Genomic DNA, 16,316 nt, shown 5'->3' with positions numbered 1-16,316 from the left:
GCGGTTCGGGTGGATGGTCGCGCCTATCCCTTCACCGCGCCCGCCGTCAGGCCGCGCACGAAGTAGCGGCCGGCGACCACGTAGACGAGCAGCGTCGGCAGCGCCGCGATGATCGCGCCCGCCATGTCGACGTTGTATTCCTTCACGCCCGTCGACGTGTTGACGAGGTTGTTCAGCGCCACCGTGATCGGCATCGAATCGACGCCGGAGAACACGATCCCGAACAGGAAGTCGTTCCAGATCTGCGTGAACTGCCAGATCAGGCACACCATGAAGATCGGCAGCGACACCGGCAGCAGGATCTTCGTGAAGATCGTGAAGAAGCCGGCGCCGTCGATCCGCGCGGCCTTCACCAGCTCGGCCGGCACGCTCACGTAGAAGTTGCGGAAGAACATCGTCGTGAACGCGATCCCGTACACGACGTGCACCAGCACCAGGCCGGTCGTCGTGTTCGCGAGGCCCAGCATGCCCTGCAGGCGCGCCATCGGCAGCAGGATCACCTGGAACGGGATGAAGCAGCCGACCAGCAGCATCGTGAACAGCGCGTCCGCGCCGCGAAAGCGCCAGTGCGTGAGCACGTAGCCGTTGAACGCGCCGACGATCGACGAGATCAGCACGGCCGGGATCACCATCGCGATCGAATTGAAGAAGAACGGCTTCATGCCGTCGCAGCGCACGCCCGTGCAGGCGCCGCTCCACGCCTTCACCCACGGATCGAAGCTCCAGTGGGTCGGCGGCGTGAGCAGGTTGCCGGTGCGCAGTTGGTCGAGATCCTTGAACGACGTCGACAGCATCACGTAGATCGGAAACAGGAAGTACAACGCGAACAGGAGCAGCGCCGCATAAATGACGGCCCGGCTGATCGTCATCTTAGGCTGCATTGCGCGTGCTCCTCGATTCCAGATACATCAGCGGCACGAGCACCGCCACCACGGTCGCCAGCATCATCACCGACGATGCCGCGCCGAGGCCCAGTTGCCCGCGGTTGAACGAAAACGTGTACATGAACATCGCCGGCAGCGACGACGACGTGCCCGGCCCGCCCGCCGTCAGCGCGACGACCAGGTCGAAGGTCTTGATCGTGATGTGGCAGAGGATCAGCAGCACCGAGAAGAACACCGGACGCATGCTCGGGATCACGATCTTGCGGTAGATGGTGGGCAGCGTCGCGCCGTCCACCTGCGCCGCCTTGAAGATTTCGGCGTCCACGCCGCGCAGGCCGGCGAGGAACAGCGCCATCACGAAGCCGGTCGACTGCCACACCGCCGCGATCACGACGCAGAAGATGGCCTTGTCCGGATCGTCGAGCCAGCCGAACGAGAAGCTCGCCCAGCCCCAGTCGTGCATCACCTTCTCGAGGCCGAGGCCGGGATTCAGGATCCACTGCCATGCGGTGCCCGTCACGATGAACGACAGCGCCATCGGATACAGGAACACGGCGCGCAGCGCGCCTTCGTTGCGGATCCGCTGGTCGAGCAGGATCGCGAGAAAGAGGCCCAGCACGACGCAGACCACGATGAACGGGATGCCGAACCAGCCGAGGTTCGCGGCGGAGGTCCACCAGACGTCGTTCTGGAACAGGTCGGTATAGCGGCCGAAGCCGTCGAACGCGTAATTCGGCAGCAGGCGCGAATTCGTCAGCGACAGATAGCCGGTGATGGCAATGAAGCCGTAGATGAACACCACGGCGATCGCGATGCTGGGCGCGAGCACCAGCTTCGGAATCCAGCGATCGGCGAACGCCGACAGCGGCGACGTGCGACGGGCGGCGGCAGCCGCGCTGGGTCCGTTTCCGCTAAGAGGGGCAGCCACTTGATTCGACTCCTGGAACAAGAACGCCTGGCTCGGCTGAGGCCGGGCCGGCGTCGGATACGGCGCGGGCCGGCCACGGCCCGTTCGAGACGGATATGAAAACGCCCGGTAAGCGACGCTGCCGCGACCGGGCGTATCCGCTCCCTTACTTCACCTTCGCGGCTTTCGCGAGCGCGGCCACCGCGCTCTTCGAATCCTGCGACGAGTTCATGAACTTCGTCACGACATCGGTGATCGCGCCCGCCGTGGCATCGCTCTGCGCCATGCTGTGCGCGAGCGACGGCACGAAGCCGCCCGACTTGATCGCGGTCTGCTCGTCAGCATAGGACTTCTTCGCGCAGTCGTCGAACTTGTCCATCTTCACGCCGAGGCGCACCGGCACCGACCCTTTCAGCAGGCTGAACTGCTCCTGGAAATCGGGCGTCATGACCGTCTTCGCGAGCGCCAGCTGGCCCGGCGTGGCCGTCTTCTGGCCCTTCTGCTGGAAGAACACGAACGAATCGACGTTGAACGTGAACGAATGCGCGGTGCCCGGGACCGCCGCGCAGATGTAGTCCTTGCCCGCCTTCTTGCCGGCGCTCTCGAACTCGCCCTTCGCCCAGTCGCCCATGAACTGCATGCCGGCCTTGCCGTTGATGACCATCGCGGTCGCCAGGTTCCAGTCGCGGCCGTTGCGGCCGTTGTCGAAGTAGCCCTGGATCCGGCGCACCGTGTTGAACACGTCGAGCATCTGCGGCGACGTGAGCGTCGCCTGGTCGAGATCGACCAGCGCCTTCTTGTAGAACGCCGGACCCTGCGACAGCACGACGTCTTCCCACAGCGTCAGATCCTGCCACGGCTGGCCGCCCATCGCGACCGGCTGAATGCCGGCCGCCTTCAGCTTGTCGGCGACCTGGAAGAATTCCGGCCACGTGGTGGGCACCTTCGCGCCGATCTTGTCGAGCGCGGCCTTGTTGATGTACAGCCAGTTCACGCGGTGCACCGAGAACGGCACCGCGACGACGTTACCCTTGTAGCGGATGATCTTGTCGATTTCCGGCGGCAGGTTCTGCTTCCAGTCGCCCGCGACCGAATCGATATTGACCAGCACGCCCTGGTCCGCCCAATCCTGGATCAGCGGACCCTTGATCTGCGCGGCCGACGGCGCATCGCCGCTGATCACCTTGGTCTTCAGCGCGGTCATGGCCGCGGCGCCCGCGCCGCCCGCCACCGCGAAATCCTTCCATACGTAGCCCTGCTTCTGCAGGTCGTCCTTCAGCACGCCGACGGCTTTCGACTCGCCGCCCGACGTCCACCAGTGCAGCACGGTGACGTTTTCAGCCGCCTGCGCCGCCGCGGCGCCGAGCATCAGACCTGCGGCGCACAGCGCCCCCATGATCGCGCGAACTTTCATTACTTATCTCCTCCAGACTGAATCAACTCGTAAGGCTTTCGAGCGTACGCGAAAGCCGGGTTCTACCGGACATACGTGAAATGCGGGGGAATCGAGCCGCGAACGACGCATGCGATGCGTGCGGGCCGACACCGGCCGCGGGCTCTTAGGAACTGAGTGGCTTGAGATTCAACGATTGTCTCCTCTTGTGATTCCGGCTCTCGCCGCGGCGCGGCTCGAACCCAGGGTGCAGCGACATGCGGCGCGGGCGAAATATGCGCACCACCAATGTCCGATAACATTCGACACTCGGCGTGCACCGCACGCCGCATGCCCCAGCCGAAGATCGCGCCTCTTCGATACCGTGCGCTTCTTTTTCTTCGATTGGGTGCTACCCCTTGCGGCGGATTGTAGTTAAACTACAATTCAGTGTCAAAAATATTTTTATCGCACTACGGCTTGCTTTGCGGCCACCCGAACCCGGCGGAGACACATGCATACCGATTCCAGCTTCACCTTCGTTCTTTTCGGCGGCACCGGCGACTTGTCGATGCGCAAGATTCTGCCGGCGCTCTACGAGGCGCACCGCGCGAACATGCTGTCCGAAGCCGGCAAGATCGTCGCGGTGGCCCGTCACGCGGCGGACCGCGACGGCTATCTCCAGTGGATCGACGAGCACGTCAAGGCGCACGCGGCGAAAGCGGCCGGCAGCGCGTTCGACGACGCGAGCTGGCGCAGCTTTCTCGACCGTATCGTCTATGTAAAGCTCGACCTCGGCCGTGCGGAAGATTACGCACTGCTGCGCGACACGGTCGACAAGCTGTCCGGCATCCGCGTGTTCTACCTCGCGACCGGGCCGTCGCTGTTCGAGCCGATCTGCAAGGCGCTCGCCGCGGTCGGCCTCAACGAAGGCGCGCGCATCGTGCTGGAGAAGCCGCTCGGCTACGACCTGCGCTCGTCGAACGCGATCAACGACGCGGTCGGCGAGATCTTCGCGGAAGACCAGATCTACCGGATCGACCACTACCTCGGCAAGGAGCCGGTGCAGAACCTGCTCGCGCTGCGCTTCGGCAACGCGCTGTTCGAGCCGCTGTGGCGCCGCGAATGGGTCGAGAGCATCCAGATCACGATCGCGGAAGAGCTCGGCGTCGAGGCGCGCGGCGATTTCTACGACAACACCGGCGCGCTGCGCGACATGGTGCAGAACCACCTGCTGCAGTTGCTGTCGATCGTCGCGATGGAGCCGCCCCACTCGATGGATTCCGACTCGGTGCGCGACGAGAAGCTGCGCGTGCTGCGCGCGCTGAAGCCGATCGACCCGCGCGACATCGGCAAGGTCGCGGTGCGCGGTCAGTACCACGCGGGCGTGATCAAGGGCACCCAGGTGCCCGCCTATGCGACCGAGAAAGGCGTGAAGCCCGACAGCGCGACCGAGACCTTCGTCGCGCTGAAGGTCGAGATCGAGAACTGGCGCTGGGCCGGCGTGCCGTTCTTCCTGCGCACCGGCAAGCGTCTCGCCGACCGGGTCGCCGAGATCGTCGTCAACTTCCGTCCTGTGCCGCACTCCGCGCTCGGCCCCACCGCGCTGCGCCCCGGCGCGAATCGCCTGGTGATCCGCCTGCAGCCGAACGAGTCGATCCGTCTCTACTGCCTCGCGAAGCAGCCCGGCGAAGGGATGAACCTCGCGAGCGTGCACCTGGACCTCGCGTTCGACCAGTTCTTCAAGGAAGGCCAGATGGAGGCGTACCAGCGCCTGCTGCTCGACGTGATCAACGGCCGCCTCGCGCTGTTCGTGCGGCGCGACGAGCAGGAAGCCGCATGGCGCTGGGTCGAGCCGATCCTCAACGAATGGGCGTCCTCGATCAAGCCGCCGAAGCCGTACGCGGCGGGCACCTGGGGGCCGGCCGCCGCGAGCGCGATGCTCGCGCAGCACGGCACCTGCTGGCTCGAAGAAGAAAACTGATCCGCCGGTGCGCGCGGCCCGCCCCGCCGCGCGCGCAGCAGCACCCGCAGTCCACCGAATTCAATAAAAGCAGCCTGGAGGAGAAGTGATCGAGTTTCACGCTTTCGAAAGCCCGCGCGCGCAGACCGAGGCGCTCGCGCAGGCAGTGAGCGCGGCGCTGCAAGCGTCGCTGGCTCAGCATGCAGGCGCGACGCTCGCGGTGTCGGGCGGCACGAGTCCGCGACCGTTCCTGCAGACCCTGTCGGGCGTCGCGTTCGACTGGTCCCGCGTCGACGTCACGCTGATCGACGACCGCTGGGTACCCGAATCCGACCCTGCGAGCAACGCCCGTCTCGTGCGCGACACGCTGCTGCAGAACGCCGCCGCCGGCGCGCGCTTCCTGCCGCTCGTCGACACGCGCGTCGCGCTCGATGCGCAGATCGCCGCGCTGAATGCGAACCCCGCGCACCGGCTACCGAACGTCGGCGTGCTGGGCATGGGCGAGGACGGCCACACCGCGTCGATCTTCGCCGACGCACCCGAATGGGACCATGCCGTCTCGACCGCCGAGCGCTTCGTCGCCGTGCATCCCGGCGCGGCGCCGCATCCGCGCGTGAGCTTCTCGCTCGACGCGCTGAAGCGCATCGACCGGCTGTTCCTGCTGATCGCGGGCGCGAACAAGCGCGCGGTGCTCGACGCCGCCGCGGCCGCGCCGCAACAGAACGCCATTTCGAAACTGGCCAACGACAAGGGGACAAAGCTCGATGTCTACTGGTGTGCAAACTAAGGCCGTCCCGAGCCAGCACGCCGACGGCCCGCGCCTATTGGCCGACGTCGGCGGCACCAATGCCCGCTTCGCGCTCGAAACCGGTCCGGGCGAGATCACGCAGATCCGCGTGTATCCCGGCGCCGACTATCCGACGCTCACCGACGCGATCCGCAAGTATCTGAAGGACGTGAAGATCGGCCGCGTGAACCACGCGGCGATCGCGATCGCCAATCCGGTCGACGGCGATCAGGTCAGCATGACCAACCACAACTGGAGCTTCTCGATCGAGGCGACGCGGCGCGCGCTCGGCTTCGACACGCTGCTGGTCGTCAACGATTTCACCGCGCTCGCGATGGCGCTGCCCGGCCTGACCGACGCGCAGCGGCTGCAGATCGGCGGCGGCACGCGCCGCCAGAACAGCGTGATCGGGCTGATGGGCCCCGGCACCGGCCTCGGCGTGTCCGGGCTGATCCCGGCCGACGACCGCTGGATCGCGCTCGGCAGCGAAGGCGGCCACGCGTCGTTCGCGCCGATGGACGAGCGCGAGGACCTGGTGCTGCAGTACGCGCGCAAGAAATTCCCGCACGTGTCATTCGAGCGCGTCTGCGCCGGCCCCGGCATGGAGATCATCTACCGCGCGCTCGCCGCGCGCGACAAGAAGCGCGTCGCGGCGACGGTCGATACGGCCGAGATCGTCGAGCGCGCGCATGCCGGCGACGATCTCGCGCTGGAAACGGTCGAGTGCTTCTGCGCGATCCTCGGCACCTTCGCCGGCAATCTCGCGGTCACGCTCGGCTCGCTCGGCGGCGTGTATATCGGCGGCGGCGTGGTGCCGCGGCTCGGCGAGCTGTTCATGCGCTCGCCGTTCCGCGCGCGCTTCGAGGCGAAAGGCCGCTTCGAAGCCTACCTGGCGAACGTGCCCACCTACCTGATCACCGCCGAATACCCGGCGTTCCTCGGCGTATCGGCGATCCTCGCCGAGCAGCTGTCGAACCGCTCGGGCGGCGCGTCGTCGGCGGTGTTCGAGCGGATCCGCCAGATGCGCGACGCGCTGACGCCCGCCGAGCGGCGCGTCGCCGATCTCGCGCTCAATCATCCGCGCTCGATCATCAACGACCCGATCATCGACATCGCGCGCAAGGCCGACGTGAGCCAGCCGACCGTGATCCGCTTTTGCCGCTCGCTCGGCTGCCAGGGCTTGTCCGACTTCAAGCTGAAGCTCGCGACCGGCCTGACCGGCACGATCCCGATGAGCCACAGCCAGGTGCACCTCGGCGACACCGCGACCGATTTCGGCGCCAAGGTGCTCGACAACACCGTGTCGGCGATCCTGCAGCTGCGCGAGCATCTGAATTTCGAGCACGTCGAGCATGCGATCGACATCCTGAACAATGCGCGGCGCATCGAGTTCTACGGGCTCGGCAATTCGAACATCGTCGCGCAGGACGCGCACTACAAGTTCTTCCGCTTCGGCATTCCGACCATCGCCTACGGCGACCTGTACATGCAGGCGGCATCGGCGGCGCTGCTCGGCAAGGGCGACGTGATCGTCGCGGTGTCGAAGTCGGGCCGCGCGCCCGAGCTGCTGCGCGTGCTCGACGTCGCGATGCAGGCGGGTGCGAAGGTGATCGCGATCACGTCGAGCAACACGCCGCTCGCGAAGCGCGCGACCGTGGCGCTCGAGACGGATCACATCGAGATGCGCGAATCGCAGTTGTCGATGATCTCGCGCATCCTGCATCTCGTGATGATCGACATCCTCGCGGTGGGCGTCGCGATCCGCCGCGCGTCGCCGAACGCGGAGCTGGCCGAGGCCGTCGCGCAGGCAAAGGCGCGCGCGGGCGCCGACGAGGAAACCGCCGACGTGCTCGACTGGCTGAGCCACGGCGCGGCGCCGGCGGCGCGCGACTGACGGTCCGCCCGCGCGGCGCGGCATGAAAAACGCCGCCGGGTCGAATCGACCCGGCGGCATTTTCTTTTTTCAGGCGTTGTTCCGGTCGGCCGATCCGCCCGGCCGGCGCGCTCAGTCGCGCCCGACGGGCCAGCCGTGCCAGCGCAGCACCAGCATCCGTCCGACGAGACACAGCACGCCGATCGCGCCGATCGTCACGCCCATCCCGAACGGTGTCCCGTCGGCCATCGCGCCGATCGCGACGCTCGCCACGGCGCCGAGCGCCAGCTGCATCGCGCCGAACACGGCCGCCGCGGCGCCCGCGTTGTGCGGATAGCGCAGCATCAGGTCGGTCGTGCAGTTCGCGGACAGGATCCCGACCACGCCGACGACGAAGAACAGACATACGACGATCGACCACAACCCGCCCCACCCCGTTATCGCGACCAGCGCGACGGCGAGCGACGCGATGCCGCTGACCAGCGACGCGCCCGCGATGATCCGCAGCGCGCCGAGCCGGCCGACGAGGCGCGTGTTCATGAAGTTGCCGATCATGATGCCGACGACGTTCAATCCGAACAGCAGCCCGTAATGCTGCGGCGACACGTGGAAATAATCGATGTAGACGAACGGCGTCGCGGTGATGTACGAGAACATCGCCGCGAACGCCATCCCGCCGCACAGCATGTGCCCCCACGCGACCGGATCGGACAGGATCCGGCCGTATGCCGCGAACGAGCGCAGCACCGCCGAACTGGCACGCCGCTCGCGCGGCCAGGTCTCCGGCACGCGCAGAAACGCGGTCACCGCGCATACCGCGCCGAACAGCGTGAGCACGACGAACACCGCGCGCCAGCCGGCGACGCGCAGGATCTGTCCGCCGAGCAGCGGTGCGAGCAGCGGCCCGACCGCCGTGACGATCGCGACCATCGACAGCACCTTCGCCGCGTCGGTCGGCTCGTGCGCGTCGCGGGCGATCGCGCGGGACAGCACCGACGCCGCGCCGGCACCGAGCGCCTGCATGAAGCGCACCATGATCAGCATGTCGACCGACGTCGAAACGACGCAGCCGATGCTCGCGAGCGTGAACAGCGCGATGCCGCCCAGCAGCACCGGCCGGCGGCCGTAGGTGTCGGACAGCGGCCCGTACAGCAGCATCCCGATCGAGAAGCCGGCCATGAAGCTGGTGAGCGTGCGCTGCGCGGCGGCCGCGCTGACGCCGAAACCGTCGGCGATCGACGGCAGGCTCGGCAGGTACATATCGGTGGCGATCGGCCCGCAGGCGGCAAGCGCGCCCAGCAGCAGGATCAGCCGGCCATCGGGCCGGCGTCTGACGACATGAGACATGGGAATCCAGAAAGAAGCGGCCGGGGCGCCGCACGGCGCGAAGCCCGGTCGGGCACGGCGAACCGGCGGCCCGACAGGCCGCCTCGAGGCGACAATTGTACGCGCCCCTTTCAGCCCTCGCCGAAGCCGCATCGGGCGGGCATCGGTTAAGCTCGCCATTTTTTACGCTGGCGAATCCGCCGCGAGCCTTCGATATGACTGCCTTCCTGCTGATCTGGAGCCCCAAGAAATGGCCGTGGCCCGACCTGCCCGAGGCCGCCGCGCGCGTGAAGTCGGGCGAGGCGGTCGCGGACGTATGGGGCTGCGGCTTCTCGCGCAGCATCCTGCCGGGCGACCGGGTGTTCCTGCACCGGGTCGCGAAGGAGCCGAAAGGCGTGTTCGGCTCGGGCTATGTGACCCGGGCGCCCTACGAGGTGCCCGATCCGGACAGGAAGCGCGGCTACCGGCTGTGCATCGATTTCGTCTACGACTGGCTGGTCGACGGCCACCACGAGGTCGTGATCCCCCGCGACGCGCTGCGGATCCACCCGTTCTCGGTGCAGACCTGGGATGCGCAGACCTCCGGCATCTCGATCAAGCCGGTCGCGGAAGGCGCGCTCGAGAAGCGCTGGGCGGAGCTGACCGGCAAGCGCAAGCCGCCGCGCAGCTAGCGGCCGCCCGCGCCGAAGCGCCGCACGGCCGCCCGGGGGCCGGTTCGGCGCGTCTCCGGTACAATCGAAAGATCGTTTTTCGCCCGACGCGAGCCGCGGCGCGCCGTCCGCGCCCGTCCCGCCCTCTCTCGCAGGTCTCAATTCATGTCGAACAATCAGATCCTCTTCGAACGCGCCCAGCAAACCATTCCGGGCGGCGTCAATTCGCCCGTGCGGGCGTTTCGCTCGGTCGGCGGCACGCCGCGCTTCATCACGCGCGCGCAAGGTCCGTACTTCTGGGATGCCGACGGCAAGCGCTACATCGACTACATCGGCTCGTGGGGGCCGATGATCGTCGGCCACGTCCATCCCGAGGTGCTCGAAGCCGTGCAGCGGGTGCTCGCCGACGGCTTCTCGTTCGGCGCGCCGACCGAGGCCGAGATCGAGATCGCCGAGGAGATCTGCAAGCTGGTGCTGTCGATCGAGCAGGTGCGGATGGTGTCGAGCGGCACCGAGGCGACGATGAGCGCGCTGCGCCTCGCGCGCGGCTTCACGGACCGCAGCCGGATCGTCAAGTTCGAGGGCTGCTACCACGGCCACGCGGACAGCCTGCTCGTGAAGGCGGGCTCGGGCCTCCTCACGTTCGGCAATCCGACCTCGGCCGGCGTCCCCGCCGACATCGCGAAACATACGACGGTGCTCGAATACAACAACGTCGCCGCGCTCGAAGAGGCATTCGCCGCATTCGGCGACGAGATCGCCGCCGTGATCGTCGAGCCGGTCGCGGGCAACATGAATCTCGTGCGCGGCACGCCCGAATTCCTCGACGCGCTGCGCGCGCTGTGCACGCGGCACGGCGCCGTGCTGATCTTCGACGAGGTGATGTGCGGATTCCGCGTCGCGCTCGGCGGCGCGCAGGAACACTACGGCATCCGGCCCGACCTCACCTGCCTCGGCAAGGTGATCGGCGGCGGCATGCCGGCCGCCGCGTTCGGCGGCCGCCGCGACATCATGGCCCACCTCGCGCCGCTCGGCGGCGTCTACCAGGCCGGCACGCTGTCCGGCAACCCGATCGCGGTCGCCGCGGGCTTGAAGACACTCAAGCTGATCCAAGCGCCGGGCTTCTACGACGCGCTGACGCGCCAGACCCGGCGCCTCGCCGACGGCCTCGCCGCCGAGGCGCGCGCGGCGGGCGTACCGTTCGCCGCCGATTCGATCGGCGCGATGTTCGGGCTCTACTTCACCGAACAGGTGCCGGTGCGCTTCGCGGACGTCACGAAGAGCGATATCGAGCGCTTCAACCGCTTCTTCCACCTGATGCTCGACGAAGGCGTGTATTTCGCGCCGTCCGCGTACGAGGCCGGTTTCGTGTCGAGCACGCACGACGATGCGATCGTCGACGCGACGCTCGCCGCCGCGCGCCGCGCGTTCGCCGCGCTCGCGGCTTGACGCCGGAGCCGCCGCCGATGTTCTCGGACAGCGATTTCATTCAGATGCAGCGCGCGCTCGCGCTCGCGGCGCGCGGCATGTACACGACCACGCCGAATCCGCGGGTCGGCTGCGTGATCGTCAAGGACGGCGAGGTGATCGGCGAAGGCTTCACGCAGCCGGCCGGCCAGGATCACGCCGAGGTGCAGGCGCTGAAGGACGCCCGCTCGCACGGCCACGACCTGCAGGATGCCACCGTCTACGTCACGCTCGAGCCGTGCAGCCATTTCGGCCGCACGCCGCCGTGCGCGCATGCGCTGATCGACGCGCGCGTCGGCCGGGTGATCGCGGCGATGGAAGACCCGAATCCGCAAGTGTCGGGACGGGGCCTCACGATGCTGCGCGACGCGGGCATCGACGTGCGCTGCGGTCTGCTCGCGCAGGAAGCGCAGGAGCTGAACATCGGCTTCGTCTCGCGGATGACGCGCGGCCGCCCGTGGGTGCGGATGAAGACGGCGGCGTCGCTCGACGGCCGCACCGCGCTGCCGACGGGCGAAAGCCAGTGGATCACGGGCGAGGCCGCCCGTGCCGACGGCCATGCGTGGCGCGCCCGCGCGTGCGCGATCCTGACGGGCATCGGCACCGTGCGCGAGGACGATCCGCAATTGACCGTGCGCGGCATCGAGACGCCGCGCCAGCCTCAGCGCGTGCTGGTCGACAGCCGGGTCGAGCTGCCGCTCGACGCGCGCCTGCTCGACGGCGCGCCGCTCTTGATCTTCTGCGGCGCGCTCGACGCGGCGGGCGAAGCGCGCGCGGCGGTGCTGCGCGAGCGCGGCGCGGAAGTCGTGCCGCTCGCGAACCCGCGCGGGAAAGTCGACCTTCCCGCGATGCTCGCCGCGCTCGGCCAGCGCGGCTTCAACGAACTGCACGTCGAGGCCGGCCACAAGCTGAACGGATCGCTGCTGCGCGAGCGCTGCGTCGACGAACTGCTCGTCTATCTCGCGCCGAGCCTGCTCGGCGCCGATGCGGCAGGCATGTTCGACCTGGCCGCGCCCACGGCACTCGACGCGCGCGTGCAGCTCGCCTTTCACGGCATCGAACGCGTCGGCGACGATCTGCGCATCCTCGCGCGCTTCGCGCCCGCCCCCGACACTCACTGAACGGAATCGACCACGATGTTTACCGGAATCGTCGCGGCAGTCGGCCGCATTGAAACCATCCAGCCGCTCGGCGCAGGCCCCGATGCCGGCGTGCGCCTCACGGTGCATGCGGGCGGGCTCGACCTCGCCGATGTCGCGCTCGGCGACAGCATTTCGATCCAGGGCGCGTGCATGACCGCGATCGGCAAGACCGCCAACTCGTTCGACGTCGACGTGTCGCGCGAAAGCCTGAACAAGACGGTGGGACTCGCCGAGCCCGGCGACGTGAACCTCGAGAAAGCACTGCGCGCGCACGACAGGCTCGGCGGCCATCTGGTGTCGGGCCACGTCGACGGGCTCGGCACGGTCACGCACTTCGCGCCGGTCGGCGAGTCGCACGAACTGCGCGTGCTCGCGCCGCGCGAGCTTGGCCGCTATCTCGCGTACAAGGGGTCGATCACGGTGAACGGCGTGAGCCTGACCGTCAACTCGATCGACGATCGCACGGACGGCTGCGAATTCTCGATCAACCTGATCCCGCATACCGTCGAAGTGACGACGCTGAGGCATCTGAAAGCCGGGTCGCGGGTGAATCTGGAGATCGATCTGATCGCGCGGTACGTGGAGCGGATGCTGTCGACGTCTCAGGACGGCCACAAGCCGGTGGCGTAATTCGATTTTCGACGGCGGGCGCCTCCTGCACGAACGGTCTCGCACGCATCGGATCGCCGAAACCGCGGCGCACGAACAACGTGCGCCGCGCCAAGCAACTACATTGCCGTGTTGCTGGCGATGCAGCGCGAATAGTAGGCAAGGCAGCGTGTCGGCATGCGCGTCTGCGTGGACTGATCGACGTGGATCAATCCGAACTGCTTCGTGAATCCGCTCGCCCATTCCCAACTGTCGAACGCGGCCCGGCAGAACACGCCCTTCAATCGAACGCCCTGCCGATAGGCGGAGAGCGCCTCGGCCAGATAGCTGGCCAGGTACGACGCGCGCGGCGTATCGTCCACCATGCCGTCCGCCGGCGCGGCCTCCTGCACCGCGAAGCCGGTTTCCGTGATGCAGAGCGACGGAGCACCGTCATCGCGGTGGACCCTCAGCAGCATTTCGGACATGCCTAGGGCTCGACCGGATAGCCCGCGGTTTGCGGTTCGCCCGCGGGGGACGCGGCCACCACCGGACCTGAGCCGTCCGGCGCGGCTTTCACGTAAAAGCTTCAGAATTGCCGACGACATGGATGCAATGCTTTACGGCACGAACATCATCTCGACGCTGCTCATACCGACGTCGACTTTCAGCGGTAACGCCGCAGATCGATCATCGTCGAGGCGAGAATACGCAACGCATGCCGAACGGCACTCCGAAGCTCGCAGGAAGCAGCAGATACCGAAACTTGAACGCCCGGGCGGCAAGCGCGCTTCGCGCACTTCAGGCATTTCGATTCGCACGAGTCCAACCAGATCGAACGAAAGATCGCTTGCAACCGGCGGGATGCAGAACCGCATCACGTCGATCGAAATCGAAATCGCCCCGCGATGCTTCGGATCGCATGCTCGAGGGGCGCGCCGCCCACGGCCGGCCAGCTGTCCGCGCGGATCAACGACGGCGATGCGCTCAGACCCCGGCTGTCCGGCAGGATATCTACGGGTCATGCGATGGCGTCGGCGTTCTTGAGTTCCCGCGTCACCTGTCGGCCCGTGTTCGGACTTGACGCTCTCGACGTCGGTCCGATCCTGCTCAACCGGAGCGAGCCTGATCTCGCCGATTGCGGCGGATGCCGCCGGACCTCCCACAACGATCACTCGCCCCGCCCGCGACACCCTACCGCGCGACGGTCAGCTCGACGCCCGATTCGAAGTCCAGGGTCATGCTGGAAAACCGGGGATGACGATCGACGTACCGCTTGTAGGGCCGTACGTCGTCCCCGGCGGTATACATGTTGTCCGCGATCACGATCGAGCCCGGCCGCAGCCGCCCTTCGATCCGCTTGAACAACGCGAGATATGTACTGGCCCAGATGTCCATGAACACGATGTCGAACGTACTGTCGAGCGCCGAGACGGTCTCGAAGACATCGCCTTCGCGAAGGTCCACATACCGCTCCAGCCCGGCTGTCTCGACGTGCGCACGGATGTGTGCGCACTTCTCGGCATCCCTCTCGGTCGCGATCACGGTGCCGCGGCCCAGCGTCCGCAGCGCTTCCGCGAAATACAGCGTGGATACGCCGTACGAACTGCCCAGCTCGAGGATCCGCAACGGCCGGTGCGACAGCACCATCTGATGCAGGAAGCACCCCATGTGCTCCGACACGGCCAGCGACAGCGTCGTCCCTTGCGATGCCTCGGAATCGTCGGTGGACAGCCCGTGCGCATCAAGGAAGCGCCCTTTCAATCTGGGCGCGAGCGCCTCGTATTGCCGCGCAAGCGCCAGGAACGCTTCGTTCGTCCCGTGGAACTGCGCGCGGGCGCGGCCCATGACCTGATCGTTGCTCTGTTCATGAAGCCGCTTCAGCAGTGCGGCGCTCGAGGGTGACATGGGTTCTCCGTGTCGAACGGGTGGAATGTGTGCCGCGCCGGGTCTTGCCGATGCGCAACCTCAGCCGGTCGACCCGGCATCGGGCGGCGTCGCGCGCGCCAGCTTGATCGCGCGCTCCGGGCAGGCCGTCACGCACAGGCCGCACGACCGGCACGCGTCGGCATTCGGCGTATAGGCCACCTTCATGCCGTGCACGCGCAGCTTGAAGCGATGCATCGCGCCGAGGTTCCGGTAATCGGCATCGTCGATGCGCCGGATCTCGAACACGTGCTCCGGACACACCGCCAGACAATCGCCCTTGCCTTCGCAGCGTTTCAGATCGACCACCGGCACGATGACGCCCGGGTCCTGCCTGCAATCGCGTCCCGACGCTTCGCGCGGCATGTTCACTCCTCCCTGGCCCGGCCACGGCGCGACAGCCAGGCCTGCTGAAACGTCTCGCGCTCCTCGGGCGACATCGCTTCCCATTTGCGCCAGTGACGCCGCCCGTGCCAGCCGCCATGTCCGCGAAACCCGCCGAACAGGATGCGGCTCAGGATCAGCAGCCCCAGCGCCTGCCAATAGCCGATCGCGCGCGCGCCGACGAAGATCGCCGGCATCACCCCGTTCCACAGCAGCATCACCGCGACCCCGAGCACGCCCACGCCGACCGCCACGAGCAACACCTTGCCCACCCATCTGATTCGATACGTCATTCATCCACTCCTTCAAAGATCGAGTTCGTCATACGTGGTCTGCAGCCGCGCGCGCAGATGCAGGACCGCATAGCGTTTGCGCGCGAGCAGCGTGTTGACCGCCACGCCGCTCTCCGCCGCCATTTCCTTGAAACTGCGCCCGCCCAGTTCGTGCGCGATGAACACGTCGCGCTGATTCGGCGGCAGTTCGTCGAGCGCATCCTGCAGGGCTTCGAGCAGCACGGAGCGCGCATAAAGCGCGTCCGGATCCGCGTCGTGCGCCGGCAGCGCGAGATCGAGGCGATATTCGTCGCCGGCGTCGTCCGCCGCCTCCGGGCTCGCGATCAACGGCTGCGCCTTCTTCTTGCGAAACCGGTCGACGATGCGGTTACGCGCGACGCGAAACAGCCAGGCACTCGCCTGCTCGATCGGCGCCGGCAGCCGGTAGGCCTGCACGAATTCATGGAAGACGTCCTGCAGGATGTCTTCCGCGTCGCCCGGATCGCGCACCCGGCGCCGGATGAAATTGCCGAGCCTCGCGCGCTCACGCAAAACGGTCGCGGTGATGTCGCTGTCTCGTTCGGTCATCGTGTGAGGAGTGGGCAGGGGTTCCATGCGCCTGAAGACGTTTCAGGCTCGGGAATATTGTGCATGCCGCGAAAATTTTTCAGCGTCCGTGCGCGGGGCGGCGCCGTGCTCCGGATCTTGCCATCGGCGCGCCGGACGCGCGAACAGGGCGACCGTCCCGTGAAGAGCGTGTCCCTCCGGGAAACAC

General features: G+C 67.3%; 17 protein-coding genes. 7 read left to right on the top strand and 10 right to left on the bottom strand.

Annotated elements, in window-relative coordinates; translation table 11 throughout:
- Positions 1 to 23: 23 nt before the first annotated feature.
- The 3 genes from RZR99_RS03910 to RZR99_RS03900 all read right to left on the bottom strand — a co-directional run bounded on the left by RZR99_RS03910 (position 24) and on the right by RZR99_RS03900 (position 3,205).
- Positions 24 to 881 (bottom strand): carbohydrate ABC transporter permease, encoded by an 858-nt coding sequence (locus tag RZR99_RS03910; protein WP_323118433.1) that lies wholly within the window; start codon positions 879 to 881, stop codon positions 24 to 26.
- Complete coding sequence (locus RZR99_RS03905) at positions 871 to 1,812, bottom strand: carbohydrate ABC transporter permease (RefSeq protein WP_323118432.1); 942 nt, start codon at positions 1,810 to 1,812, stop codon at positions 871 to 873. The genes RZR99_RS03910 and RZR99_RS03905 overlap by 11 nt, the downstream gene beginning before the upstream one ends.
- 145 nt (positions 1,813 to 1,957) lie before the next feature.
- Positions 1,958 to 3,205: an ABC transporter substrate-binding protein gene (locus RZR99_RS03900; RefSeq protein WP_323118431.1), complete on the bottom strand. Its 1,248-nt coding sequence runs from the start codon at positions 3,203 to 3,205 to the stop codon at positions 1,958 to 1,960.
- A 472-nt stretch (positions 3,206 to 3,677) separates the two neighbouring features.
- On the opposite strand from RZR99_RS03900, the gene zwf reads away from it, so the two are divergent.
- The 3 genes from zwf to RZR99_RS03885 all read left to right on the top strand — a co-directional run bounded on the left by zwf (position 3,678) and on the right by RZR99_RS03885 (position 7,807).
- Positions 3,678 to 5,147: a glucose-6-phosphate dehydrogenase gene (gene zwf / locus RZR99_RS03895; protein WP_323118430.1), complete on the top strand. Its 1,470-nt coding sequence runs from the start codon at positions 3,678 to 3,680 to the stop codon at positions 5,145 to 5,147.
- 85 nt (positions 5,148 to 5,232) lie between these two features.
- Entirely contained in the window at positions 5,233 to 5,913 is a 681-nt protein-coding gene (pgl, locus tag RZR99_RS03890; protein WP_323118429.1) for a 6-phosphogluconolactonase, read from the top strand.
- Positions 5,891 to 7,807, top strand: coding sequence for a bifunctional transcriptional regulator/glucokinase (locus RZR99_RS03885; RefSeq protein WP_323118428.1), 1,917 nt, complete (start codon positions 5,891 to 5,893; stop codon positions 7,805 to 7,807). The genes pgl and RZR99_RS03885 overlap by 23 nt, the downstream gene beginning before the upstream one ends.
- Before the next feature lie 111 nt (positions 7,808 to 7,918).
- Here the strand turns inward: RZR99_RS03885 and RZR99_RS03880 are convergent, their stop codons facing one another.
- On the bottom strand, positions 7,919 to 9,133 hold the full coding sequence (locus RZR99_RS03880) for a Bcr/CflA family multidrug efflux MFS transporter (protein WP_323118427.1): 1,215 nt from the start codon (positions 9,131 to 9,133) through the stop codon (positions 7,919 to 7,921).
- A gap of 194 nt (positions 9,134 to 9,327) precedes the next feature.
- On the opposite strand from RZR99_RS03880, the gene RZR99_RS03875 reads away from it, so the two are divergent.
- From RZR99_RS03875 to RZR99_RS03860, 4 genes are all read left to right on the top strand, one after another.
- Entirely contained in the window at positions 9,328 to 9,783 is a 456-nt protein-coding gene (locus RZR99_RS03875; protein WP_323118426.1) for a hypothetical protein, read from the top strand.
- Between the two features lie 144 nt (positions 9,784 to 9,927).
- Entirely contained in the window at positions 9,928 to 11,211 is a 1,284-nt protein-coding gene (hemL, locus tag RZR99_RS03870; protein ID WP_323118425.1) for a glutamate-1-semialdehyde 2,1-aminomutase, read from the top strand.
- Positions 11,212 to 11,228: 17 nt separating this feature from the next.
- Positions 11,229 to 12,350, top strand: coding sequence for a bifunctional diaminohydroxyphosphoribosylaminopyrimidine deaminase/5-amino-6-(5-phosphoribosylamino)uracil reductase RibD (ribD, locus tag RZR99_RS03865; protein ID WP_323118424.1), 1,122 nt, complete (start codon positions 11,229 to 11,231; stop codon positions 12,348 to 12,350).
- A 15-nt stretch (positions 12,351 to 12,365) separates the two neighbouring features.
- Positions 12,366 to 13,001, top strand: coding sequence for a riboflavin synthase (locus RZR99_RS03860; RefSeq protein WP_323118423.1), 636 nt, complete (start codon positions 12,366 to 12,368; stop codon positions 12,999 to 13,001).
- Between the two features lie 98 nt (positions 13,002 to 13,099).
- On the opposite strand, the gene RZR99_RS03855 is transcribed toward RZR99_RS03860, so the two are convergent.
- The 6 genes from RZR99_RS03855 to RZR99_RS03830 all read right to left on the bottom strand — a co-directional run bounded on the left by RZR99_RS03855 (position 13,100) and on the right by RZR99_RS03830 (position 16,156).
- Positions 13,100 to 13,447: a family 1 glycosylhydrolase gene (locus tag RZR99_RS03855; RefSeq protein ID WP_323118422.1), complete on the bottom strand. Its 348-nt coding sequence runs from the start codon at positions 13,445 to 13,447 to the stop codon at positions 13,100 to 13,102.
- Positions 13,448 to 13,579: 132 nt separating this feature from the next.
- Positions 13,580 to 13,984 (bottom strand): hypothetical protein, encoded by a 405-nt coding sequence (locus tag RZR99_RS03850; protein WP_323118421.1) that lies wholly within the window; start codon positions 13,982 to 13,984, stop codon positions 13,580 to 13,582.
- Positions 13,985 to 14,153: 169 nt separating this feature from the next.
- Positions 14,154 to 14,867 (bottom strand): O-methyltransferase, encoded by a 714-nt coding sequence (locus RZR99_RS03845; RefSeq protein WP_323118420.1) that lies wholly within the window; start codon positions 14,865 to 14,867, stop codon positions 14,154 to 14,156.
- Positions 14,868 to 14,927: 60 nt separating this feature from the next.
- Entirely contained in the window at positions 14,928 to 15,251 is a 324-nt protein-coding gene (locus tag RZR99_RS03840; protein ID WP_323118419.1) for a ferredoxin family protein, read from the bottom strand.
- 2 nt (positions 15,252 to 15,253) lie between these two features.
- Positions 15,254 to 15,562 (bottom strand): hypothetical protein, encoded by a 309-nt coding sequence (locus RZR99_RS03835; protein WP_323118418.1) that lies wholly within the window; start codon positions 15,560 to 15,562, stop codon positions 15,254 to 15,256.
- A 12-nt stretch (positions 15,563 to 15,574) separates the two neighbouring features.
- Positions 15,575 to 16,156, bottom strand: coding sequence for an RNA polymerase sigma factor (locus RZR99_RS03830; protein ID WP_323118417.1), 582 nt, complete (start codon positions 16,154 to 16,156; stop codon positions 15,575 to 15,577).
- Positions 16,157 to 16,316: the final 160 nt, after the last annotated feature.

Source organism: Burkholderia alba (assembly GCF_034721475.1).
Lineage (GTDB): Bacteria > Pseudomonadota > Gammaproteobacteria > Burkholderiales > Burkholderiaceae > Burkholderia > Burkholderia alba.
This window is presented reverse-complemented; position numbering and strand designations above follow the sequence as displayed.